Raw genomic sequence first — 23,203 nt, forward strand, 5'->3', positions numbered from 1 at the left:
TGTCTCCTCATACCTTCTGGGGGTCTTTATTCATGTTCTCGTTATTCGGGCTTCCGGCCGGGTTCAGCCCCAGCATATCAAGCACCATATCGGCCAGCCGTTCGGCGGCATTGGCGCGACCGCTGCTTTTGGCGGCCTTTGCCGCGCGCGTCAAGGCCGCCGGATTGGTTAAAAGTTTCGCCAGCCGTTCGGATACCAGTTCGCTGGTAAAGCGATCCTGGGGCAGCAACCATGCGCCACCGGCATCCTCAACCTGCTGGGCATTAAAACGTTGATGATCATCAATGGCATGGGGCAGGGGAACCAGAAAACCCGGACGTCCTGCCGCGGTCAGTTCGGCAACTGTTGATGCCCCGGATCGTGCAATCACCAAATGGCAGTCCCGCAATTTTTCGGGAATATCGTTGATGAAGGACGCAAGGGTCACATCAATCAATGATCCCTCATAGGTCGCGCGCACGGCATCGATATCTTCTTCGCGGGCCTGCTGGGTGACGTGAAGACGTTTGCGAATGTCTTCTGGCAGGCTGACCAACGCATTTGGCAGCACCTCGGACAAGATGCGTGCTCCTTGCGAACCACCGGTGATCAAAAGGCGGATCGGACCATCGGCCGTAGGCGCCTCATACTCACTTGCGGCAAGGGCTGCGACTTCGGCGCGCACCGGGTTGCCGGTCCAGATGACCTTGCCTTCATCGCCGGACGCAATCATCGTCACTTTGGCAAAGGATGTGGCAATGCGTTCTGCATGGCTGGCAACCAGTCGGTTTGCCCGGCCCAGAACCGCATTCTGTTCATGAATGGCATAGGGGATGCCAAGCCATTTTGCTGACATGGTGGCCGGGATCGATGCATATCCGCCAAAGCCGATCACGGCGGCCGGTTTTGCCTTTTTGATCAGGGATCGCGCCTTTAACGTGCCAAGGCCAAGGCGAAATGCGCCGGTCAGACGACCCTTGATGCCTTTGCCGGCAATGCCACCGGCTGGCAGGATGACGGTTTCGATGCCTTCAACACCCTCGGTATAGCGGGCCGCACGGGCATCCGTGAAAAACAGAACCTTGGCACCGCGTCGGACCAGTGATCTGGACAAGGCAACAGCAGGGAACATATGTCCGCCGGTTCCGCCAGACGTGACGGCAATCACCTGACCCGCAAGCGGTGTGTCAGTGGCCGAAATATCAAGTTTGGTGAAGTCAGTCATCTTGTCCACATGTGAAACGACGTCGCATCGGGATGATCCCGCACAGTTACCCCATCAGAACCCGATAAAGGTTAATATCCCTTCAAACCGGGTATGGAATAAGGTCGGATTTTGTCGTTTTGATGCAGAAAATTCAGGTCAGGCAAAACATCCGGAAAACAGGTGTTATTCACCCGGACGTTTACGCGTAAGCGCAAGAACAAATCCCATGCCGATCGCAATGCCGATGGTGGCCGACCCGCCATAGGAAACGAACGGCAGGGTCATGCCTTTTGGCGGGACCAGTTGCAGGGTGGAGGCCATGTTAATGACCGCCTGCAAGCCGAACTGAACCAGAATGCCCGTCACGGCCAGAACCACAAACAGGTTGCGTTCCCCCATCAACCGCGAAAGCCCGCGCATGATGATAAAGGTAAAGACACCGACCACCAGCACACAGAACAGCAATCCGAATTCTTCACCGGCAACGGCAAAGATAAAGTCGGAATGGGCATCAGGGATGGAATTCTTGACCCAGCCTTCGCCGGGACCGCGGCCCATAATGCCGCCACTCATGAAGGCTTCCATGGATCGTTCGATCTGATAGTTGTCACCAGATGCCGGATCAAGGAAGCGATCCACACGGGACTGAACGTGCGGCAGGATCAAATAGGCACTGACCGCAAGGCCAACCGCGCCCAATCCAAGACAGAACACCAGAATGATCGGAAGTCCGGCCAGGAAGATCTGTACCGACCAGATGGACGTGACAACGACGGTCTGGCCAAAGTCCGGCTGGATCATCAAAAGAAAGATGCAAACCGCCAGCATCAGACAACTGACGATATAACCCGGGAAGTTCGGGTTCAGCCGACCTTCGGCAAACATCCATGCGACAACCACCGCAAAGGCCGGTTTCAGGAATTCCGATGGTTGCAGGTTGATGCCCGCAACGTTGATCCAGCGTACCGCACCCTTGATGTCCGATCCGATGAAGGGGGTAATGATCAAAAGGAAAATTACGCCCAAAAACATAATCGATGCCAGGCGCCGCACCCATTTCACGGGCAAAAGCGATATGCCGAACATGCATCCGGCCGCCATGCCCAGAAATACGAACTGACGGGTCACAAAGTGGAAACTGTCAACATTGATGCGATCGGCCACCGGCGGACTTGCCGACATGACCAGAAGCGCACCGATGCCCATCAGAAGAATGATTGCCGCCAGCAGCCAGCGATCAACCGTCCACCACCAGATGCCCAGAACAGATGTATCGGCACGTGAAAAGGCGATATTGGTGTTATTGCCAAACAACGATTTCATGCGCGTGCCTTCCCGTTTGTGCCGGCATTTGCCAGGCGGGAATACAAATTGCGGAATGCATCGCCGCGTGCCTCAAAACTTTTGAACTGATCAAACGATGCACAGGCCGGGGTCAACATGACAACCGGTGCATCCTCGCCGTCTGATCTGGCATCTTCAAAGGCGGCTTTGGTCGCGATATCAAGAGTTTTGCACTTTTCCCATGGCAGATCGTCGCCAAGGGTCCGGGCAAAGGCATCTTCTGCCTCGCCGATCAGATAGGCCTTCTTGATGTGGGGATAGAATTCCTCAAGCCCGGCGATGCCGCCTTCCTTGGGTTTGCCGCCAACAATCCAGTAGATGTTCTGATAGGCCGAAAGCGCCTTTGCCGATGCTTCGGCATTGGTGGCCTTGCTGTCATTGACGAAAACGACATTATCAATCGTACCCAGCCGTTCCTGCCGGTGGGCAAGTCCCGGAAATGTCATGATCCCGTCAATGATGCGGGTGGCATCAACACCGCGCGCCCTGCACAGGCCATAGGCAAAGGCGATGTTTTGCCAGTTATGTTTGCCCGGCATGTGGGTTACGGTGGCAAGATCAAGGATCGGTGTTTGGGCACCGCTAAGATCATCAATCAGCCAGCCCTTTTCATCGACATAAATGCCGTGATCGACCGGGTTCTTGACCGATACTTCGATAATGTGACGACCGCCTTCGCGGGCCAGTTCAACCGCCATCTTGGCACAAGGTTCATCATCAACCGAAATGATCGCCCATTTCGGACCCTTGTTACGTGCAAAGATCTGGCGTTTTGCCCCGATATAGCCATCCATCCCGCCATGACGGTCAAGGTGATCCGGGGTGATGTTCAAAAGCGCACAGGCATCAAAGGCCGCATGTTCAAGAAGGTCAAGCTGATAGGATGACAGTTCAAGAACAAGGCAATCATCGGCTGTTGACGGTTCAAGGCCAAGGGCCGCATTGCCAAGATTGCCGCCCGCCTGGGTTTTGATCCCGGCCTGCGTAATGATATGGGCGGTCAGGGCGGTGGTCGTTGACTTGCCATTGGTGCCGGTGATCGCCAGTGTCGGAACATCGGGCTGTGCGGTGCACAGAAGTTCGACATCGCAAATGATCGGCTTGGCCGCCCGACGTGCCTTTTCCGCGGCCGGATGCGGGGTCGGAAAGGTGGATGGAATGCCCGGACTGATCACCAGCATATCGGGTTCGGTCCAGTCACATTCCGCCAGATTGATCGGGGCAAGGCCCAGTGGTTCGATCTGTTCGCGGCCCGCGGGATTGTCATCCCACGCCCAGACGACGGCACCGGAATTGATCAATGCCTTTACGCTGGCAAGGCCGGATTTCCCGAGCCCCAGGACCGCAATGGTTTTGCCGCGCAGATGCGAAAGATCAATCACGATAGGACGTCCTTACCGGAGTTTCAAAGTAGCAAGACCAACCAGCGCCAGAATGACCGCGATGATCCAGAACCGGATCACGATGGTCGGTTCCTGCCAGCCTTTTTTCTCGAAATGGTGATGAAGCGGGGCCATGCGGAAAACGCGTTTACCGGTCAGTTTGAACGATCCCACCTGAATGATCACAGACAGGGTCTCAAGAACAAACAGGCCGCCAATAATCGCCAGAACAAGTTCATGTTTGGTTACAACCGAAACAGCACCCAGGGCACCGCCCAGGGCAAGCGATCCGGTATCCCCCATAAACACCATCGCCGGCGGGGCATTGTACCAAAGGAAACCAAGACCGGCCCCAACCAGGGCGCCAAGGAAGATGGTAAGCTCGCCCGATCCGGCGACGTAATGAACCTGAAGATATTCGGCAAACTGTACGTTACCGATGAGATAGGTGATCAGCGCAAAACTGGCAGCGGCAATCATCACTGGAACGATGGCAAGACCGTCAAGACCGTCCGTCAGGTTGACCGAGTTCGACGCGCCGACCATGACAAACATGGCAAACGGAATAAAGAACCAGCCAAGATCAAGCAGGAAGTTCTTAAAGAACGGGAAGGCAAGGGCGGTCGAAAGCGGATCAGCGGTATTGTAGGAAATCCACCAGGCAGCAAGGGCCGCGATCGAAAACTGCCCCAGCAGTTTGAGCTTGCCCGGAAGGCCTTTGGTGTTTTTCTTGGAAACTTTAAGATAGTCGTCAAGGAAACCAAGAAAACCATACCCGATGGTGACAAGAAGAACCGCCCAGACATAGGGGTTTTTCAAATCTGCCCACAGCAGGGTCGCAATCGATGTCGACAGCAACAGCAAAAGCCCGCCCATGGTCGGCGTGCCCTTTTTGGTCAGAAGATGGCTTTCAGGGCCGTCTTCACGGATCGGCTGGCCTTCGCTTTGTTTGGAACGCAACCAGTTGATCAGATGGGGGCCAATTACAAAGGCAAGGATAAGCGACGTAATGATCGCACCGCCCGTCCGGAAGGTAATGTACCGAAACAGGTTCAATACCGGCATCTGATCAGACAGTTGATAAAGCAGATTATAGAGCATTGCTCTTGTCGTTCCTTCTGCGACTTAATTCTGTGTTTCTGCGGGGCTATCCACCACGCCACAGGATTTTAGGGCCGATACAATTTTCGAAACGTAAATGCCAAGCGATCCTTTGACCAAAACCACGTCTCCGGACCGCAAATCGGCCTTTATCGGTTCAATCGCGTCTTCGGCGGTATCAAAGTGACCGGCATTTTTGTCTTCAGGCAGGGTCTTGTCGAGTTCAGCCATCAGCGGACCGACGCAATAAACCCGATCAATTTCAAGTGCGGTTAGCGGCTGATGCAAATCGGCATGCAGGCGAACGGCATCGTCGCCGAGTTCGCGCATATCGCCCAGAATGGCAATCTTGCGGCCACCATCGCCCGGTTTGGTTTGCGACAGAACCTTGATCCCGGCCATCATTGATGTCGGATTGGCATTGTATGCATCATCAATCAGGGTAAAGGTGCCTTCGCCTGACGGGACCTTGACGGTCGAGATTTCACCGCGCCCAGCAGGCGGGGTCACATCGGCCAGATCCTGTGCGGCGCGCAGCGGATCGGCCCCGATTGCATCAACACATCCAAGAACCGCCAGCGAATTCAAAACCCAGTGTTCGCCGGGGCACCCGATGAAATATTCAAGATCCCGGCCACCGATACGGGCGCGCACAGCACTGCCATCGGTGACAATGTTGGCTTCAAACAGGCGGTAATTGGCCATCGCATCGGTGCCAAAGCACTTGATATTGCCAAGTCCCAGTTCCTTGGCGCGCCGTGCCAAAGCAAAGTAATGCATGTTGTCACGGTTCAGAATTACCGCACCATCCGATTCAAGACCGTCGAAAATCTCGGCCTTGGCCATGGCGATTTCGGCTTCGTCCTTGAAGAATTCGGTATGCGCGCCAACCACGGTGGTAATCAGGGCGACCGATGGTTTGACCATCTTGACCAGCGGGCTGATTTCACCCGGATGGTTCATGCCGATTTCAAAAACACCATATTGCGCATCGACCGGAAGGGTCGCCAGACTGATCGGCACACCCCAGTGGTTGTTGAAACTTGCCGGGCTGGCATGGGTTTTACCCTGCTGGGACAAAACATATTTAAGGGCTTCCTTGGTGCCGGTCTTGCCGACACTGCCGGTAATCGCAACGATTTTTGCCGAACTGCGCGCACGACCTGCAAGGCCAAGGCGCACAAGCGCATCCATCGTGTCATCAACCAGAAGAACCTTGTCGCTATTGGTGATACCGTCGGTATCAGAAACCATGACGGCACTGGCACCGGCATCAAGGGCGGCCTGTGCAAATTTGTGCCCGTCGAAATTCGGGCCTTTAAGTGCGATGAAAAGATCGCCTTTACTGACTTTTCGGCTGTCTATCGAGATCCCGGTAACCGCCCAGTTCCCGGTCGTTTTGCCACCGGTTGCGGTTTCGGCATCCTTTGCCGTCCATAAAACAGCCTTTGTCATAACGTCACTTTCATTTCACTCAGGCCGTTACGGCCTGGGCGCCGTAACGGGAATTCAGGTCAATTGCCGCCTGCAAGGATGCTGCGGGCAACAGATGCATCGTCAAACGGAAGAACCGTATCACCGACAATTTGGCCTCTTTCATGGCCTTTTCCGGCGATAATAAGGACATCGTTACGTTGCAGGATGCCAATGCCGCGTTTGATGGCCTCTGCCCGGTCGGCAATTTCAACCGCACCTTCGCATTTGGCCTTGATCGCCGCACGAATAAGGGCGGGATCTTCGCTGCGCGGGTTGTCATCGGTGATGATGGCGATATCGGCAAAGTCATGGGCAACGGCACCCATCAACGGGCGTTTGCCGGTGTCGCGGTCTCCGCCGGCACCAAATACACAAACGATGCGGCCTTTGCAATGCGGGCGCACAGCCTTGATCACGGTTTCAAGCGCATCAGGCGTATGGGCGTAATCGACAAATACCGGTGCGCCAAAACTTGTCTTGCCCACCAGTTCCAGACGACCACGGACACCTTCAAGTTTTTCAAGCGCCAACACGGCCTGATCAAGATCGGCACCCGATGCCACAACAACCGAAAGGGCCGCAAGGGCGTTCATCACCTGGAAGCTGCCCATCAGGGGAAGATGAATGCTGTATTCACCCTTGTTGGCCAGAAGCGTGATTTTGGTGCCGGTGCTGTCCGGGGTTGCCTTGACCAGTTTGATGTCATCGGCATTCTGCCCGTAAGACAGAATATTCACGCCGCGCTTTTCACACATCTTTTTCAACAGCGCGAACTGTTCGACATCGGCATTCAGAACAGCAGTGCCGTCCGCCACCAGAAGGTCGGAAAACAGGCGTGCCTTGGCGGCAAAGTATTTTTCGAACGTGCCGTGATAATCAAGATGATCACGCGACAGGTTGGTAAAGGCCGCCACGGTGACCTTGACCCCGTCAAGACGATACTGGTCAAGTCCGTGCGAACTTGCTTCCATTGCGACATGGGTGACGCCGATGCCGCACATTTCATCAAGACTTTGGTGTAGGGCAACCGGGTCGGGGGTGGTCAGTGATCCGGGGATCTTGGCGCCGGCGGCACGAATGCCAAGGGTGCCGATGGACCCCGACATATTGCCAAGGATCGTCCACAGCTGTTCGGTAAAGATCGCCGTTGATGTTTTGCCATTGGTTCCGGTGATCGCCGCAATATTTGCCGGCTGCTTGCCATAAAAGCGCGCGGCAAGCTGGGCATAGCGTTTGCGCGGATTTTCAACCGGGATAAGGGGAACTGTCGCGGCCGTCGGTCTTGGCGTGCCGTCCTTTGCCAGGATTGCGGCAGCCCCAAGTTTGATTGCATCAGCAATATATTTGGAACCATCGTCGCGGGCACCGGACAGGGCGGCAAACATATAGCCATCCTTCACGGTGCGTGAGTCTGCTGTCAGGCCCGTGATATTCGGGTCCTGTCCTTGGGCATGTTTCAATGCCGCCTGATCACCTGCCATGAGCTCAGAAAGACGCAAGTTTGCGTTCCCCCTTGCGAAGTTCGATCTGCAGCGCTTGCTCGATCTCCGGCGCCTTCGCATTCGCCGGTTCAATGCCCAAAAGGGGAGCAATACGTGTCACAACCTTGCCAACCGCAGGGGCGGACACCCAACCTGCTGTGGCAAATCCATAAGTTTCTTTGGTGCCTTTGGGCTCGTCCAGCGTCACCAGAACCACATATTTCGGGTCCTGCATCGGGAAGGCGGCGACAAAGGTCGACATGCGGGCGTTCTTGACATAGCGCCCGTTCACAAGTTTTTCCGAGGTGCCGGTCTTCCCGCCAAGGAAGTAGCCGGCAACTTCGGCCTTTTTGCCGGAACCTTCGGTGACAACCAGTCGCATCAGGCGACGCAGCTGTTCCGAAGTTTTCTGGGAAAACACACGTTCGCCGGCCGGTGCACCATCCTGTTTAAGGATCGTGGACGGGCGGCGGATACCACCATTGACGATGGTTGAAATGCCATTGACGACCTGAAGCGGGGTGACAGCCAAACCATGACCGAACGAAATCGTCATGGTGTTCACTTCGCGCCACGGATTGGGCACAAGCGGCCCGCCGACTTCCGGAAGCTCGATTTCCGGTTTGTCGAGCATGCCAAGCTTTTTCAGGTATTTTTTCTGGTTCTCGCCGCCAAAGGCCATCGCCATGCGCGCCGATCCGATGTTGGAACTGTGGACCAGAATTTCCGGTACCGTCAGCCAGCGGTTTTCAGCGTGGTAATCGCGGATCGAGAAACGCGCAATCCGCAGCGGTTCGGTCGCATCGTAAACCGAATTGAGTGTCGATGTGCCGGTTTCAAGGGCGATGGCGGTGTTAAACAGTTTGAAAACCGACCCCATTTCATAAACGCCAAGGGTCGACCGGTTGAACCGTGCATCTGCCGGGGCCTGACCCGGGCGATGGGGATCAAAATTCGGAAGTGACGTCATCGCGATGACTTCACCGGTATAGACATCCATGACAAGACCTGCAGCGCCCACCGCGCTATAGGTCTCCATCGCGTTTTCGACTTCTTCTTCGAGTGCGAATTGCACACGGGTATCAAGCGACAGCTGAAGCGGGCCGTTATTGATGCGCAACTCGTTATCGAATTCGCGTTCGGCGCCAGCAATGCCGTTATTGTCGATGTCGGTAAAGCCAAGCACGTGCGAGAACAGCCGCCCATGCGGATACACTCGGCGTTCCTCGCGCTGGAAATTCAGACCGGGAATGCCAAGCGAGTTGACTTCATATTGCTGTTCAGGCGTCAGGTTACGGCGCAGCCATACGAATGCCTTGCGCGAGCTCAGATGCCGGATCAGGGTATCACGATCAAGATCGGGCAAAACCGTCAACAAAAGATCGGCAGACTCAACCGGGTCCTTTACCACGCGGGCATCGGCATAAAGCGAGTTGGTCGGAAGATCGGTGGCAAGCAACAGGCCGTTGCGATCAATGATGTCGGCGCGTTCGGTTTTAAGTTCGCGCGCATCGGTACCCGATGCCACAGCCGGTTCGTTGCCCTGGCGCAAGACCGATGCGTCTACCAGGCCATAGGTGATCCAGCAAAAACCGATGATGAACATCGCGCCGGTGATGAAAATACGGTTGCGGGCCGTTTCAAGTGCAAGACGTTCACGCTGATCGGGCCCCAGTTCCGGACGGTCACCACGCAGCCAGTATGAGAAACGGGTAAAGCTCATTGCGCACCCCCGGTCTCGGCGACTGATGGCGCGTCCACAATCATGGTTTCGGCAGCCTCGGCATAGGCGCGATCGCCCGGACGCGGGCGGGGTACAGGCATGAAGGCAACTGCTTCGCCGAACTTGTCGATGCGGTATTGATGCATGTCGGAATCTTCGGGCAGATCATCGATGCTGGCCATTTGCAGCACTTCGATCTGGGCCAGGCTAAGATATTCGCGCGAAAGCTTTTCGATCCGTTCCGGATTGTTCAGGTAGCTCCATTCCGCTTCAAGCACGTGGATGCTTTCCTGTTCGGCCAGAATGTCGGACTGGATTTCCGCATAATGCTTTTCGAGGCGTTCGACTTCGTGGCTGACCCAATAGGTGCCAGCGCCAATCAAAATGGTCAGGAACAGGCCGATAATTGTTACCGCACGGGTCATTTCGGACCTCCGTGCTTGTTGGCTGGCTGATCATTGCGGGCAACAGCACGCAGCTTTGCCGACCGGGCGCGCGGGTTGGCACGAATTTCGTCTTTTTGGCCGGTCACCGCCTTGCGGGTGATGGTCGTAAAGGTCGGTGTGGCGACTTCCGGCTCACCGGGCAGGCGGCGCGACATTTTCTTGGGATCGCCCGAACGCGCCTTCATGAATGTTTTGACCAGGCGGTCTTCGAGCGAATGGAAAGTCACAACCACCAAACGTCCGCCCGGCTTTAACAGTGTTTCGGCCGCATCCATCGCACGTTCAAGCTCGCCAAGCTCGTCATTCACATAGATGCGCAATGCCTGGAACGTGCGGGTGGCCGGGTCAATGCCGTCCTTGGATTTGCGCACGACCGAGCGCACAGCACGGGCAAGCTGTGATGTGGTTGTAAACGGCTCATCTGCGCGCATCTCGATGATCTTGCGGGCAACCTTGCGCGATGCCCGTTCCTCGCCATAACGATAGATGACATTGGCAATGTCTTCTTCTTCGGCGGTATTGACGAAATCGGCCGCAGTGGGGCCAGACATCGACATGCGCATATCAAGCGGGCCGTCTTCGCGGAATGAAAAGCCGCGATCGGCCTGATCAAGCTGCATTGACGACACGCCGATATCGAGAACGATACCATCGACCTGTTCGGGGCCAGCGGCCGGGATCAGGCGACCCATATCGCCAAAGCATCCTTCGACCATGTGGAAACGGCCGTCATATTCGGCTTCAAGTTTCCGGCCGGTTGCAACCGCACTCGGGTCGCGATCAATGCCATAAAGCTCGCATTTCGCGGAATCAAGAATGGCGCGGGAGTAACCGCCTGCGCCAAAGGTGCCATCGACCATGATTTCGCCGTCACACGGTGCAAGAGCGTCAAGCACCTCACGAAGCAGGACCGGCTTGTGCGGGCGATCTTCGGTGGCGAAACGGATGTCCTTGTCGCTCATGATGCGTCCTCCTCGTTCGGGGTGCCGGGACGTGCACCTTTAGGGAGTTCGTTCATCGGTTTGAGCTTGAGCGTCGCACCACGATTAAGCGTGCGGGTCCGGCTGGCTTCTTGCAGGGGCTTGAAGATGTCCGGGTTCCACAGGCGGAAGGTGCGACCACGGCCGACAAAGGCGACCTGATCTTCGATACGGGCAAATTCGATCAATTCAGCGGGCAGAATGATACGACCTTCGCCGTCATAAGGAAGCATATGCGAGGAGCCAAGGATGGTGTCTGCCAGATCGTCGGCCTCGTCAGAGAACATATCAAGTTCATCAAGCGACGCGGCGATGCGTTCCATGTGGCTGTGGCTGCAACCTTCGAGCGCGCATTCCTTGTGGGATTGATACAGGTAGATACCGGCGAATTCTTCCATCTCAAGGGCCGCACGGAACCGTTTGGGGACGGATACGCGTCCCTTCCGGTCCAGCTTGTGAATGTGCGTCCCTGTGAACAGCACTTCGCCATTCCCCTGATCAAAAGTCCGATTTCAAAGTTCGACGTGAACAGGTCCGCCTCAACGGCCGGTCGATGTTTGAAATGGATATGCCCCGCATGGCACAGAATTTATGCCTGCTTATGGGGTATCATGGGAAATGATGGGGGTCAATGGGATTTGATGGGGTCAAATGTGACGATTTGGTGTGTTTCTGCGGATTCTGCGGTACATGCGAAAAGCCTGAATTCCCTCAAAAACACATTGAATCACGGTCTTATCCATCTTCTGCCCATAAAATCCCAATTCGGTTCCATGGGAACCCATGAGGCGACCATAAAAAGACCCGATCCATGGGTTTTGATGGTCGGATCGAAAATTGGAATATGATGGGGCGTTCGAAGACAATTTGCGATTTGGCTCCCAATCGGGTTTGATGCGCGGGCGAACTCCTGCAAAATGTCGGGACGGTATTTCCGGAAACCCGGGGCGTTTTACGTCTTGTGATGCCCGGATGGTTTCCGGATATGCAGTAGCAAGACCGATCAGATATTTGGTCAAATACTGGCGCGGGGCTGCGTCAGTGAAATGAAGGATGCGATTGTTGCGGATAAAAGCTGCCATTGTGTTAATGGGTTGCATGGTTTGTGCCGGAATATCAGGGACCTTTTTCGCATGGCCCGGTGTTGTCGGGGATGCCCGTGCGCAAGGATTGACCATGGACAAGGCCGGCGGCAGCAGTTCCTCGCCCGAGGTGACGTCACCGCAAATGCGCGAACTTTTGCCGCTGATCATGAAGCAGCTTCAAAATAATCCGGAACTGATGTCGCAATTTGGACTGGGCGGGCTTTCGGGGCTGGGGGCGCTTGATGGTGCTGCGGGTTTGTCGGGTGATGCCGGAACCGGGACTGCCAATATCCCGGGGCTCAATGACGCAATTGCCAAGGCCCTTGCCCAAAAAAATGGTGCGACGGGTGGCGTACCGGCAGGCATTCCCGAACAGGTAAAGCTTTACCGCGAACAATATCATCCGGTCGATATTGATCAGGATGGCCGTATCAGTGCTGACGAAGCCGCATCCTATTCAAGCTGGATGTTCAGGCGGCGTGACATCAATGGCGACAGTGTTCTGGTGGCACGCGAATTTGCCGCAGTTGAACAATTGCCCGGAACGGCCGATGCCAATCGCCAGCGGCTGCGCACCGAAAGCCGGCGTCTGGAATTATTGTTTCCGACATATGATGCAAACAACGACCAGATGATCAGCAAGGATGAGTTCCTTGATCAGGTGCGTGTTGCTTATGACAAAAAACGCGGAACCGATCCCGACATTGATCCGTTTTCATTCCAGACGGTTCTGCCATTCTGACTGGTGACAGAATTGCAATGGAAACACCATATGACAGCAAAGCAATAATCTGGCATCCGTATCACGCGGCAAGCCGGTCAGGATGGAGAAGCTAATGGATACCAACGAATTTTTCGCCCCTTTCCGGGCAACGGCGGATGACGGCAACAGCGCGGATGCCGCAGTTGCCGACAATGTTGGTGTCGAAAACGGTGAACCGGCGGCAACCACCGCGCAAGCACCAGCAAAAATCACGGCCAATGCGCTGGGCAAGACAACATCGACCGCGACCAAACAGGATGGTGGCAAGGCTGATCGGACGCCTGTCTGGATTGACCTGTTGTCGCCAACGCCTGACGAAATCCACGATATCGAGGAACGCTTCGGGATCGAGGTGCCGACCCGCGAAGAAATGCAGGAGATCGAGCTGTCATCGCGTCTGTATGACGAAGAGGGCGCACTTTTCATGACGGTTTCGGTTCTGACCCGGGCGACCACGGATGCGCCGCAAACAACGGCCGTGACTTTTATCCTGGTCAAGAAAACGCTGATTACCCTGCGCTATGCCGATCCGGTTCCCTTCAAGACATTTATCCGCCGGGTCAAACGCAGCCCGTCACTTGCCAACAGTGCCGAGGCGGTGCTGTTTGGTTTGCTTGAGCAGATTGTCGACCGTCTGGCCGATTTGATGGAACAGACAGCAACCGATCTTGAAAACCTGTCCAATCAGGTGTTTGCAAGCCCCGAAGACATTGCCTCGGATCAGGATCACCGTGAAACCCTTCGTCAGATCGGGCGTACCGGCAACCTGTCTGGCAAGGCCAAGGACAGCTTGCTGAACCTGCATCGTCTTGGCTTGTTCCTGTCGACCCAGACGCGCCTGAAAAAGGATGCGAAGGCGCGGCTCAAAGTGATTTCGCGCGATATCGTGTCGATCACCGAACATGCCAACTTCATCGCCAACAAGGTCACCTTCCTGCTTGATGCGACCCTTGGTATGATCAGTCTTGAACAGAACAATATCATCAAGATTTTCTCGGTCGCAGCCGCGGCGTTCCTGCCCCCAACCCTGATCGCCAGCATTTATGGCATGAACTTCGAATTCATGCCGGAACTGGGATGGGAATTCGGCTATCCGGTCGCCATCGGTTTGATGATCCTGTCCGCGGTTTTGCCGCTTTGGTATTTCAAGCGCAAAGGCTGGCTCTGATCATTTGGCAATATTGGTGGGGTGTTTGTCATTTGCGCCAGACAAATTGCTGCTAAAGTCTGTGCCCTGATCTTCCCGTATTGTTATCGGAGCCCCACCCATGACCCGAACCGCCCTGATCCTGATTGATTGGCAGCAAGGATTTGATGATCTTTCCTATTGGGGGAACCGCAATAACCCCGATGCCGAAACCAATGCAGTGCGGTTATTGACCCATTGGCGCGCAAACGCCTGGCCGGTTATTCATGTCAAACACAACTCGACCGAGCCACAATCGCGGTTGCATCCTGATCATCGCGGAAATGCCTTCAAGGCGGCACTCGCACCGATGGAGGGCGAGGCGGTCTATGGCAAAAACGTCAATTCGGCCTTTATCGGAACAAGTCTTGAGGCGGACCTGCGCGCACAGGGGATTTCAAAACTGGTGCTATGCGGGATCACGACCGACCATTGTGTGAATACTAGTACACGGATGGCCGGGAATCTTGGCTTTGATGTTGTCATCGCCGCGGATGCCTGTGCGACCTTTGATCGAAGCCTGCCTGACGGGCGGGAATTTCCGGCGGAACTGGTGCATGATGTGGCACTGGCAAGCCTGAATGGTGAGTTCGCAACCGTCAAAAATGTTGACCAGATCATAGCTTCGTGACCGGGGTGCTGATCGGTAATTGACTTGCGTTCGCAAGTAACGCACCTTCGGCCCCTGATTCCCGCATAAGGTGCCTTTTGATGACGTCTGCAGAAACCAAAATCGATACGCATGACAAGCTTCGTGCGATTTACGGTGAACCCATGGGGCTTGCCGTTGACAAATGCCTGTCGCGGCTTGATCCGCATTGCAAGCATTTCATTGCACTGGCACCCTTTGCGGTCATTTCTTCTGCTGATGCCAATGGCGACGCCGATGTCAGCCCGCGTGGCGACGGACCGGGTTTCATCAAGGTTGTCGATGACAACACCATCGTCATGCCGGACCGTCCGGGCAACAATCGCATCGATACATTGGCCAATATCGTCGACAACCCCAAAGTCGGGATGCTGTTTTTTGTGCCGGGCGTGAATGAAACGCTGCGTGTGAATGGCAGGGCTGAAATCAGCACCGACCCGGCGTTGCTTGATCTGTTTGCCGATACGCCCAAACCGCCGATCACCGCGATCAAAATCACGGTGGAGGAAGCCTTCCTGCATTGTGCAAAATCACTGATGCGCTCCAAGCTTTGGGACGCTGGCACACAGATCGATCGCAAGACGCTTCCGACATTGGGCAAAATGATCAAGGATCAGACCGCGGCCGATTTCCCGGTCGGTACCCAGGAAGAGGCAGATCAGCATTTCGCGCAATCCATCGCAGAGCGCGGGTGAAACCCGGCGTGTTCGGAAGATGCATCTGATCGCACAAGGCGGTGACAAATCCAGTCATCGCCTTTTATTTTGGGAAATAATACCAGATGGCCTGTAAGCCGGGTTCTGTCCATGCGGCGAACCGCACTGGATGGCTATTCATCTGGGACGTCCGTCGCCGAACGCCTCCTGCAACCAACCCGAATGGTGGTGCGAAAACCCACCTGCCGACAATGCCGAAGCACCCGGCCGACCATTCCTATTAGGTTTTGCTCCCGGTGGGGTTTACCATGCGTCCCGCATTGCTGAAGGACCGGTGCGCTCTTACCGCACCCTTTCACCCTTTCCGACAGGCTTGCGCTGTGTCGGTGGTTTGCTTTCTGTGGCACTTTCCCTAGGGTCGCCCCCGCCAGACGTTATCTGGCACCGTGTCTCCGTGGAGCCCGGACTTTCCTCCCCCGTTGTAAACAACAAGGGCAGCCATCCGGCCATCTGGTGGTGCGGATGTAGGTCACATCGATCTGAACGTCAAGCAAAAGCGATGGGGTGGGGAACGTACAAAGCAGCCTATTTGCCAATCATATTGGCAAGGGCAGTGGCAATTGACATGCATTGCCCGTCAAGCACACCCGAAATGTTTTCCGGACGCCAGCGGCGCTGAAATGCGATGGTGCGTTTGATGCGATCATCGTTCTTTTTCGTCTGGTCCTGACCGCTTGCGGGCCAGCCATAACCGATCTGGTCAAGAAGCTTGTCAAAAGCTTCCTGATCAACCGGATGTGCTGTTTCATGGTCTGGTTCGGGCCACATGCCGATGCCGTTTGCGGCAAGCAGTTTCCAAGGAAACAGTTCGCCCGGATCTTCCTTGCGATCCGGGGACATGTCGGAATGGGCTATGACGCGATCAGCGGGGATATTGTGGCGTGCCAGAATTTCCTGACACAGACTGATCACCGATCCGATCTGAATGTCGGGAAAAGGGCGATAGCCAAATTCATGCCCCGGATTGACGATTTCAATGCCGATCGAATGGGAATTCACATCATCGCATTCCTGCCAGCATCCGCGCCCGGCGTGCCAGGCGCGTTTGTCCTCGTCAACAAGGGCGAAGATGCGTCCGTCTTCTTCGATCAGGTAATGACTGGAAACCGAACTTTGCGGATCACACAGGCGTTCAAGCGCATCTTTGCCGGTCTGCATCCCGGTATAGTGCAGAACCAGTATATCGACCGGGCAGCCTTCCGGTCGCGGTCCGAAATTGGGCGACGGGCAGGATATGATTTCCCCCGGTTTGTGATCTCGTGACTGCCCGGATGCCATCTGGATCAATCCATGCCCTGTGTTTTGCGCTGAACGGGTTTGCGCAGCATGATGACGGTCACCCCGCATAGCACGACAATCCCGCCAATGATCTTAAGCATTGAAAAGGCTTCGTCAAATACGACAAACGATCCCAGAACGCTGATCACCGGGGCAAGCAGCGACCATGGCACAACCGCGTTCACATCCTGTGTTTTAAGCAAGTGATACCAGAAGCCATATGCAACGATCGATGACATCACAACCGTGAAGCTCAGATTGGCCCAGGCCACCCAACTGGCGTCAAAGACCGCCTGCACCGATCCCGGTTCGAACGCCAGCGACAGGATCAGCAATTGCGGGGTCGCAAACAGCGCCATCCAGCCATTGAGCTGGAAGGTATCAATATCACCAAGCTTCTTGATCATGACATTGGCAACAGCCCACATGAAGGCGGCAAACACCACAAGCAGCAGCGGAAGCTGAAGATCGGTCATGGTCGGATCCCAGAACATGATCGTCACGCCAACAAAGGCCAATGACATGCCCGAAAGCCTTTTCCAGCCAAGCCGGTCATTAAAGAAATAGGTGGCAAGCATTGATGAAAACGGCACGCCAAGCAGGACAATAATCGCCACCGGCCCGGCATCAATCATCGACAGAGCAAAGAACAGTACCCCGAAATGAAGACTGCCGAATGTAACGGAAATGATCGCCAGACGGCCCATGCGCCCGCGTGGCACCCGGGTGAACGGGATCAGCAGGATCGCCACCGCGGCAAAGCGTATGGCCGTAAGCATAAAGGGCGGAATTTCCGCAACGGCACCTTTGACGGTCAGCATGTTGATGCCCCAGATGACGGCAACGGACAGGGCCATAAGCATTGCTTTAAGCGGCATGGAGCAGGCTTTCAATAAGGGGCGGCACGCGCATGTGCCCAATAACGATACATTCCTTTGTCATCTGTTTGAGGGCAAACGACAAATGAGTTCTTTTCAATCGAGAATATCTGACCGTGCCAGAATTACGCGCAGGACAAGTGTGACCCGGTCTTTACATCACGTAAAGCAGCAGGGCGCAAAAGATGCCAGATGGAATTTTCGGGGGCCGGTTGGGCTCTTATCCCAGACCGAGTTCCTCGCGCAGCATTTCAAGTTCCAGCCAGCGTTCTTCGGATGCTTCAAGCTCGCTTCTTGCGGCATCAAGGCGGTCGACCTTTTTCTGAAATCCGGTCGGGTCCTTGGTGAACAGGGCGCTGTCCGAAAGCGCGTCCTCAAGCGTTTTGATTTCCGCTTCCAGCTTTGCCATCGCCCCGGGCAGGTTGTCATATTCGCGCTGATCCTTATAGCTCAGCTTCGAAGATGATTTCGGTTTTGCCGGTGTTGATGATGTGCCTGTTGATTTCTTGGTCTGCTTGGCGGCGGATTTGTCTTCTTTGACCGGTTCTGCGCGCGAAAGTTTGCGCTGGGTGATGTAATCGGAATAGCCACCTGCATATTCAACAGCCGTTCCGTCGCCTTCCATAACGATGGAAGACGTCACAACACGGTCAAGGAAGTCACGATCGTGGCTGACCAGAAGAAGCGTGCCTTCATAGTCATCCAGCATTTCCTGAAGCAGATCGAGCGTATCCATATCCAGATCGTTGGTCGGCTCGTCCATGATCAGAAGGTTGGTCGGCTTTGCCAGCAATTTCGCCAAAAGCAGACGGTTGCGTTCCCCACCCGAAAGGGCGCCAACGGGGCTTCTGGCCTGTTTTTCATCAAACAGGAAATCGCGCAGATAGCTGACCACATGGCGCGGATTTCCGCGCACCATCACCTGGTCGCCGCCAACATCACACAGCGTATCCCAAAGCGTCTTGTCGTCATCAAGCGCGATACGCTTCTGATCGAAATAGCTGGGATTAAGGTTGGTACCGATCTTGATCGTGCCACTGTCAGGTTCAAGCTGCCCGGTCAGCATTTTAAGCAGGGTGGTTTTACCCGCCCCGTTCGGGCCGATGATGCCCACCTTGTCGCCGCGCAGGATACGGGTCGAGAAATCGGCAATGATCTGGCGGTCGCCAAATGACTTGGCGATGTCGGTGGCTTCGATCACGACCTTGCCCGACGTTTCGCCGGCCTCGGCGGCAAGCGACACATTGCCGATGCGGTCAACCTGTTTGGAACGCTGTTCGCGCATGTCGTAAAGACGGCGCAGACGGCCCTGGTTGCGTTTGCGGCGGGCCGAAATGCCCTGAACGGACCAAACGGTTTCCTGTGCGATCAGCTTATCAAGCTTTGCGCGTTCTTCTGCTTCCTTGCGATAGATTTCCTCGGACCATTCTTCGAACTTGGCAAAGTTGATCGCCCCCTGATGCATGACACCGCGATCAAGCCAAAGGACACCGTTCGACACTGCATTCAGGAATGCACGGTCATGCGAAATCACCACGACGGCGCCGCGGAAATTCTTGATCTCGCCTTCAAGCCATTCAATGGTCGGAAGGTCAAGATGGTTGGTCGGCTCATCAAGCAACAGAACCTTCGGATCGGCAATCAGGGCACGCGCAATTGCCGCACGGCGGCCTTCGCCGCCCGACAGGCTTTTGGGATCGGCCTTCGGATCAATATTGACCGACGCCAGCAACATGTCGGAACGATAGGCATATTCCTGTTCATGTTCGTCCAGTGCCGAAAGAACGAAATCTTCGACCGTGTCATAGCCGTCAAATTTCGGTTCCTGATTAAGATAGGCAACCTTGCAGCCCGGCTGGACAAAACGTTCGCCGCCATCGGCTTCGATTTCGCCGGCGATGATTTTCAGAAGGGTGGATTTCCCGCCGCCGTTACGTCCGACCAGACATAGCCGGTCACGTTCGCCAATGGCAAATGACACATCGGAAAACAGATCATTGCCGCCAAAGGTCAGGCGAATGTCATTAATATTGATCAGCGGTGGCGCCATGGGAAAACCGATAAGCTTGAGTTCAGAAAACAGGTCACTGTGACAGGTCCCCTGCAAACAGCAAATTGGGTGCCGTTGCAAGGGAAATCATCTGTCAGCCGTTACGTCCCGCTGTTTTGCAATTAGCGGATACCGCGTTCCTTGCGGATTTGATCCCACGCGGCATTGATGCGGGCCATCTTGTCATTCGCCTGTTCGATAAATTCAGGCGGCATGCCCTTGGCCATCAGGGTGTCGGGATGGTTTTCGCGTGACAATTTGCGATGTGCTGCTTTCAGTTCATCGTCACTGGCATCGCGGGTCACGCCAAGCTGTTCATAAGGATCGGCACCGTTCGATGCGGTATAGGCATGATGGACGCGGTCAAAGTCGACATCGGCAAACCCGAAGATATGGGAGACTTTTTTCAAATATGCCTGTTCTGCCGGATGCAATTCGCCATCGGCCATCGCGATCTGGTAAAGCGCTTCAAGAATGCCTTCCAGAAGGGCGTGTTCGCCGCGGAACATGGTGGCGATTTGCCGCGCATAGATTTCAAACCCGTCCGAGGATGCGCGCGCCATATCAAAGATACGCCCGACATTCTTTTCCTCGCCCGGCGGGATATGAAAGACGCGTTTGAATGCGTTGATTTCATCACGGCTGACATGGCCGTCAACCTTGGCCATCTTGGCGGCCAGCACGATTACACCCGTGGCAAAGGCAACCTGTCTCGGGTCATGCCCGCCAAGCTGCGGTCCGCCATTTGCCGCACTTTTGATCTTGTCAACGACATGGCCGGCTGTTGCGCCAAGAATTGCGCCAAGTGGTCCGCCCAAGGCAAAACCTGCGGCTCCGCCAATAATTTTGCCCCAGATACTCATGCTGTACTCATGCTTTGCTCATGGGTGAATTGCGTCCTGATTTCTGTGTCGAATGCGGCACGGTGGTATTCGTCCGGCAAGATTACCATCTTTCCAGAACAACCAACATAGTTCGCAGAGCGCGGAAATAAATGGCGAATTGGCTTTATTTCCGACTGAACACACCCGGTTTCACCCGTCGGTCTATACTTAAGTGTTTATTGATCTACTTTGGGTGGGGTGTTTCTATGACAGCCGTGTAACAAGAACAATAACGCACATGGACTGGATTTTAGGGGGGTGAAACATGTCTTTCTTGTCGCGTATGAAGCTTGTCTATCAGATTTCACTGATAAGTATTGTCGCACTGGTCATTTTTGCTGTTGTCGGAACGACCCAGTTTGTCGCAGATCAGCAACGGCAGTCCGCACAGGAAATTGCAAAGGCCGCGACCGCCGATCAGCTTGTGGTGGACGGAATTTCTCGGGAATTCCTTAATGCCCGACGCCATGAAAAGGATTTTGTTCTTCGTAAAAGCGAAGAATATATAACCTCTCATAGCGAGGCGGCGGCTTCGGTGCGTAACGGGCTTGAAGAACTTGCCGGGCGCAAGGAAATCGGTGAACTGATCGGTCAGGTAGATCAGGCAAGAGCCGCCTTTGAAGATTATGTCAGCGAATTTGCCAATGTGGTCGAACTGCAACGCAAGGTCGGACTTGATACCAGTTCCGGCCTACTTGGTGAAATGCGCGAAGCTGCCTCCGAAGTGGAAACCGCGCTTGGCAAGATTGCCCAGCTTGAAGCGATGCTGGGGCTTTCCAACACCAAGGATATTTCAATTGCGGTTCTTAAAATGCGTCGCGATGAAAAGGATTTCCTGGCAACCCTTGATCCTGTCTATGTCAGCAATGTGGATGCCACAGCCAAGGGATTTGACGCGGCCCTGCAAAAGGCAGGCAGCATTCAGGACGAAAAGAAGGCCGAACTGGCCAAGCTGATGACATCCTATATCGCGGACTTCAAGGCGCTGGCAGATGCCGTTCTTGCCCGCGAGGAATCGCTTGCGCAACTCAGTGTCTATTACAGTGCGGTTGAACCGGTTCTGGTGGAACTCAGCAATTCCATCGGCGAGGTCGCCGAACGAATGCAGATGCAGGCCGAAGAAATCGCCCATACCGGGGTTCAGGTTACCTTTGCAATCTTTATCGCCGGTGCACTGGTGCTGATTTTGTTATCGATCATTCTGGCGCGTGCGATCGTACGCGCGATTACCGGCCTGACAGGCAAGATGGCCCGTTTGGCCAGGAATGACTTTGACGTCAAACTTGAAGAAGCAGATCGCAAAGACGAGATCGGCGAAATGGGGCGGTCGGTTGTGGTGTTTCGTGAAAACGGACTGGAACGCCAGAAACTCGAAGCCCAGCAGCGCGAACTGGATGAAAAGCAGCGCAGACGCATCGAAAGCCAGGAAAAGCACATTCGCGAATTTGACAATGATGTTGTCGCCATGATGAGCGAGGTGGGAACCGCCGTGCAGCAGCTCCATGCGGTATCGGAAACCCTGCGCAGCAGTGCGGCCACGGCCAATGAGCAATCAACAACCGTTTCGGCCGGAACCGAAGAAGCATCGTCAAATGTCCAGCTGGTTGCGACCGCGGCAACCGAACTTTCGGCATCGATCCATGAAATTGCCGGGCAGGTCAGTGATACATCGCAAATGGCCATATCGGCCAGCCAGCGCGCGCAGACAACCAACGAGGATATCCAGGGTCTTAATGCTGCCGCCGTGCGCATTGGCGAGGTGATCGGTCTGATCAACGATATTGCGGGACAGACCAATTTGCTTGCGCTGAACGCAACGATCGAAGCCGCCCGGGCGGGCGAAGCGGGCAAGGGATTTGCCGTGGTCGCAAGCGAGGTCAAAAACCTTGCCAATCAGACGGCAAAGGCCACCGAAGACATCACATTGCAGATCAATGAAATCCAGCAGGCAACGCTTTCGGCCGTTGAGGCAATTGACGAAATCGTGCGCATGATCACCGATATCAGCGAACGTGCATCGGCTGTTGCTGCTGCTGTTGAACAGCAAACCGTTGCCACCAGCGAGATTTCGCAGAATGTCGAACAGGCCGCTTCGGCGACCAGTGAAATTTCATCGGCAATGCAGGGCGTGTCATCGGCGGTTGCCGGCACCACAGAAGCCGCAAGTGACGTGCGCGGTTCGGCCGACAACCTTGGTCGTCAAAGTGACAGTTTGAGTGAACGGATTGATCAGTTTCTTGCGCGGATGCGGGCTGTCAGCTGATCGGTTATCAGACTACCTGATGTCACAATTCTATCCGAAAGGAGGGGGAAGATTCGTCTTCCCCCTTGTTTTGTTTGTGGGCGGTGCAAATGTATTTCGGTATCGCGCATGCGAGCACGGATGCGAATTTTGTTTCGCGTCAACGCGCTGACATCGGTGTCGAAAACGGGTACTTGTCACAAAACTGTAACAATTCCCTTCTGATAAACCAGCCACCGTATCCCAAACTAAAAGGTTTGGGGCGACCGGATGTTTGTGCAGTGCCGTTGTAGGTTGGCTTGTGCCTGTCATGTCGCGTCTCACACTTTTGGACAGGTCCGGTAAGGCTTGGG

20 protein-coding genes and 1 other RNA gene are annotated in these 23,203 nt (G+C 55.0%); 5 read left to right on the top strand and 16 right to left on the bottom strand.

Annotation, left to right across the window (positions count from 1 at the left end):
• Positions 1-7: 7 nt before the first annotated feature.
• The 11 genes from murG to CU041_RS03200 form a co-directional block, all read right to left on the bottom strand.
• On the bottom strand, positions 8-1,204 hold the full coding sequence (gene murG, locus CU041_RS03150; RefSeq protein WP_101245716.1) for an undecaprenyldiphospho-muramoylpentapeptide beta-N-acetylglucosaminyltransferase: 1,197 nt from the start codon (positions 1,202-1,204) through the stop codon (positions 8-10).
• A gap of 165 nt (positions 1,205-1,369) precedes the next feature.
• Positions 1,370-2,509: a putative lipid II flippase FtsW gene (gene ftsW / locus CU041_RS03155; protein ID WP_068519520.1), complete on the bottom strand. Its 1,140-nt coding sequence runs from the start codon at positions 2,507-2,509 to the stop codon at positions 1,370-1,372.
• A complete protein-coding gene (murD, locus tag CU041_RS03160) occupies positions 2,506-3,912 on the bottom strand; it encodes a UDP-N-acetylmuramoyl-L-alanine--D-glutamate ligase (protein WP_101245717.1) in 1,407 nt (468 codons plus the stop codon). The genes ftsW and murD overlap by 4 nt, the downstream gene beginning before the upstream one ends.
• A gap of 12 nt (positions 3,913-3,924) precedes the next feature.
• Positions 3,925-5,013, bottom strand: a complete 1,089-nt coding sequence (gene mraY, locus CU041_RS03165) for a phospho-N-acetylmuramoyl-pentapeptide-transferase (protein WP_068519522.1) — start codon at positions 5,011-5,013, stop codon at positions 3,925-3,927.
• Between the two features lie 24 nt (positions 5,014-5,037).
• Positions 5,038-6,468 carry a UDP-N-acetylmuramoyl-tripeptide--D-alanyl-D-alanine ligase gene (locus CU041_RS03170; RefSeq protein ID WP_101245718.1) on the bottom strand — a complete coding sequence of 477 codons (1,431 nt, stop codon included), beginning with the start codon at positions 6,466-6,468 and terminating at the stop codon, positions 5,038-5,040.
• Positions 6,469-6,527: 59 nt separating this feature from the next.
• Positions 6,528-7,988, bottom strand: coding sequence for a UDP-N-acetylmuramoyl-L-alanyl-D-glutamate--2,6-diaminopimelate ligase (locus tag CU041_RS03175; protein WP_101245719.1), 1,461 nt, complete (start codon positions 7,986-7,988; stop codon positions 6,528-6,530).
• On the bottom strand, positions 7,975-9,693 hold the full coding sequence (locus CU041_RS03180; protein WP_068519525.1) for a peptidoglycan D,D-transpeptidase FtsI family protein: 1,719 nt from the start codon (positions 9,691-9,693) through the stop codon (positions 7,975-7,977). Before CU041_RS03180 ends, CU041_RS03175 begins: the two co-directional genes overlap by 14 nt.
• Complete coding sequence (gene ftsL / locus CU041_RS03185; RefSeq protein ID WP_101245720.1) at positions 9,690-10,118, bottom strand: cell division protein FtsL; 429 nt, start codon at positions 10,116-10,118, stop codon at positions 9,690-9,692. Before ftsL ends, CU041_RS03180 begins: the two co-directional genes overlap by 4 nt.
• Positions 10,115-11,101: a 16S rRNA (cytosine(1402)-N(4))-methyltransferase RsmH gene (gene rsmH / locus CU041_RS03190; protein WP_068519527.1), complete on the bottom strand. Its 987-nt coding sequence runs from the start codon at positions 11,099-11,101 to the stop codon at positions 10,115-10,117. The genes ftsL and rsmH overlap by 4 nt, the downstream gene beginning before the upstream one ends.
• Positions 11,098-11,601 carry a division/cell wall cluster transcriptional repressor MraZ gene (locus CU041_RS03195; protein ID WP_068519528.1) on the bottom strand — a complete coding sequence of 168 codons (504 nt, stop codon included), beginning with the start codon at positions 11,599-11,601 and terminating at the stop codon, positions 11,098-11,100. The genes rsmH and CU041_RS03195 overlap by 4 nt, the downstream gene beginning before the upstream one ends.
• A 165-nt stretch (positions 11,602-11,766) precedes the next feature.
• Complete coding sequence (locus CU041_RS03200; protein ID WP_233432984.1) at positions 11,767-12,372, bottom strand: hypothetical protein; 606 nt, start codon at positions 12,370-12,372, stop codon at positions 11,767-11,769.
• Between CU041_RS03200 and CU041_RS03205 the strand changes: the two genes are divergently transcribed.
• The 4 genes from CU041_RS03205 to CU041_RS03220 all read left to right on the top strand — a co-directional run bounded on the left by CU041_RS03205 (position 12,347) and on the right by CU041_RS03220 (position 15,497).
• A complete protein-coding gene (locus tag CU041_RS03205) occupies positions 12,347-12,946 on the top strand; it encodes an EF-hand domain-containing protein (protein ID WP_233432985.1) in 600 nt (199 codons plus the stop codon). The genes CU041_RS03200 and CU041_RS03205 overlap by 26 nt on opposite strands.
• Positions 12,947-13,040: 94 nt before the next feature.
• Positions 13,041-14,135, top strand: coding sequence for a magnesium/cobalt transporter CorA (corA, locus tag CU041_RS03210; protein WP_101245722.1), 1,095 nt, complete (start codon positions 13,041-13,043; stop codon positions 14,133-14,135).
• Between the two features lie 100 nt (positions 14,136-14,235).
• Complete coding sequence (locus tag CU041_RS03215) at positions 14,236-14,784, top strand: cysteine hydrolase family protein (protein WP_101245723.1); 549 nt, start codon at positions 14,236-14,238, stop codon at positions 14,782-14,784.
• An 80-nt stretch (positions 14,785-14,864) separates the two neighbouring features.
• Complete coding sequence (locus tag CU041_RS03220) at positions 14,865-15,497, top strand: pyridoxamine 5'-phosphate oxidase family protein (protein WP_101245724.1); 633 nt, start codon at positions 14,865-14,867, stop codon at positions 15,495-15,497.
• Between the two features lie 78 nt (positions 15,498-15,575).
• On the opposite strand, the gene rnpB is transcribed toward CU041_RS03220, so the two are convergent.
• The 5 genes from rnpB to CU041_RS03245 all read right to left on the bottom strand — a co-directional run bounded on the left by rnpB (position 15,576) and on the right by CU041_RS03245 (position 20,587).
• Positions 15,576-15,972, bottom strand: an RNA gene (rnpB, locus tag CU041_RS03225) — RNase P RNA component class A.
• A 71-nt stretch (positions 15,973-16,043) separates the two neighbouring features.
• Positions 16,044-16,796 (bottom strand): N-acetylmuramoyl-L-alanine amidase, encoded by a 753-nt coding sequence (locus CU041_RS03230; RefSeq protein ID WP_101245725.1) that lies wholly within the window; start codon positions 16,794-16,796, stop codon positions 16,044-16,046.
• A 5-nt stretch (positions 16,797-16,801) separates the two neighbouring features.
• On the bottom strand, positions 16,802-17,674 hold the full coding sequence (locus tag CU041_RS03235) for a DMT family transporter (protein ID WP_068519534.1): 873 nt from the start codon (positions 17,672-17,674) through the stop codon (positions 16,802-16,804).
• A 220-nt stretch (positions 17,675-17,894) separates the two neighbouring features.
• On the bottom strand, positions 17,895-19,724 hold the full coding sequence (locus CU041_RS03240) for an ATP-binding cassette domain-containing protein (protein ID WP_101245912.1): 1,830 nt from the start codon (positions 19,722-19,724) through the stop codon (positions 17,895-17,897).
• A 122-nt stretch (positions 19,725-19,846) separates the two neighbouring features.
• A complete protein-coding gene (locus tag CU041_RS03245; RefSeq protein WP_101245726.1) occupies positions 19,847-20,587 on the bottom strand; it encodes a TerB family tellurite resistance protein in 741 nt (246 codons plus the stop codon).
• A 286-nt stretch (positions 20,588-20,873) separates the two neighbouring features.
• Here CU041_RS03245 and CU041_RS03250 point away from each other — a divergent pair, with 286 nt between their 5' ends.
• Entirely contained in the window at positions 20,874-22,871 is a 1,998-nt protein-coding gene (locus tag CU041_RS03250) for a methyl-accepting chemotaxis protein (protein ID WP_101245727.1), read from the top strand.
• Positions 22,872-23,203 lie beyond the last annotated feature (332 nt).

It is taken from the genome of Thalassospira povalilytica (genome assembly GCF_002844235.1).
GTDB lineage: Bacteria > Pseudomonadota > Alphaproteobacteria > Rhodospirillales > Thalassospiraceae > Thalassospira > Thalassospira povalilytica.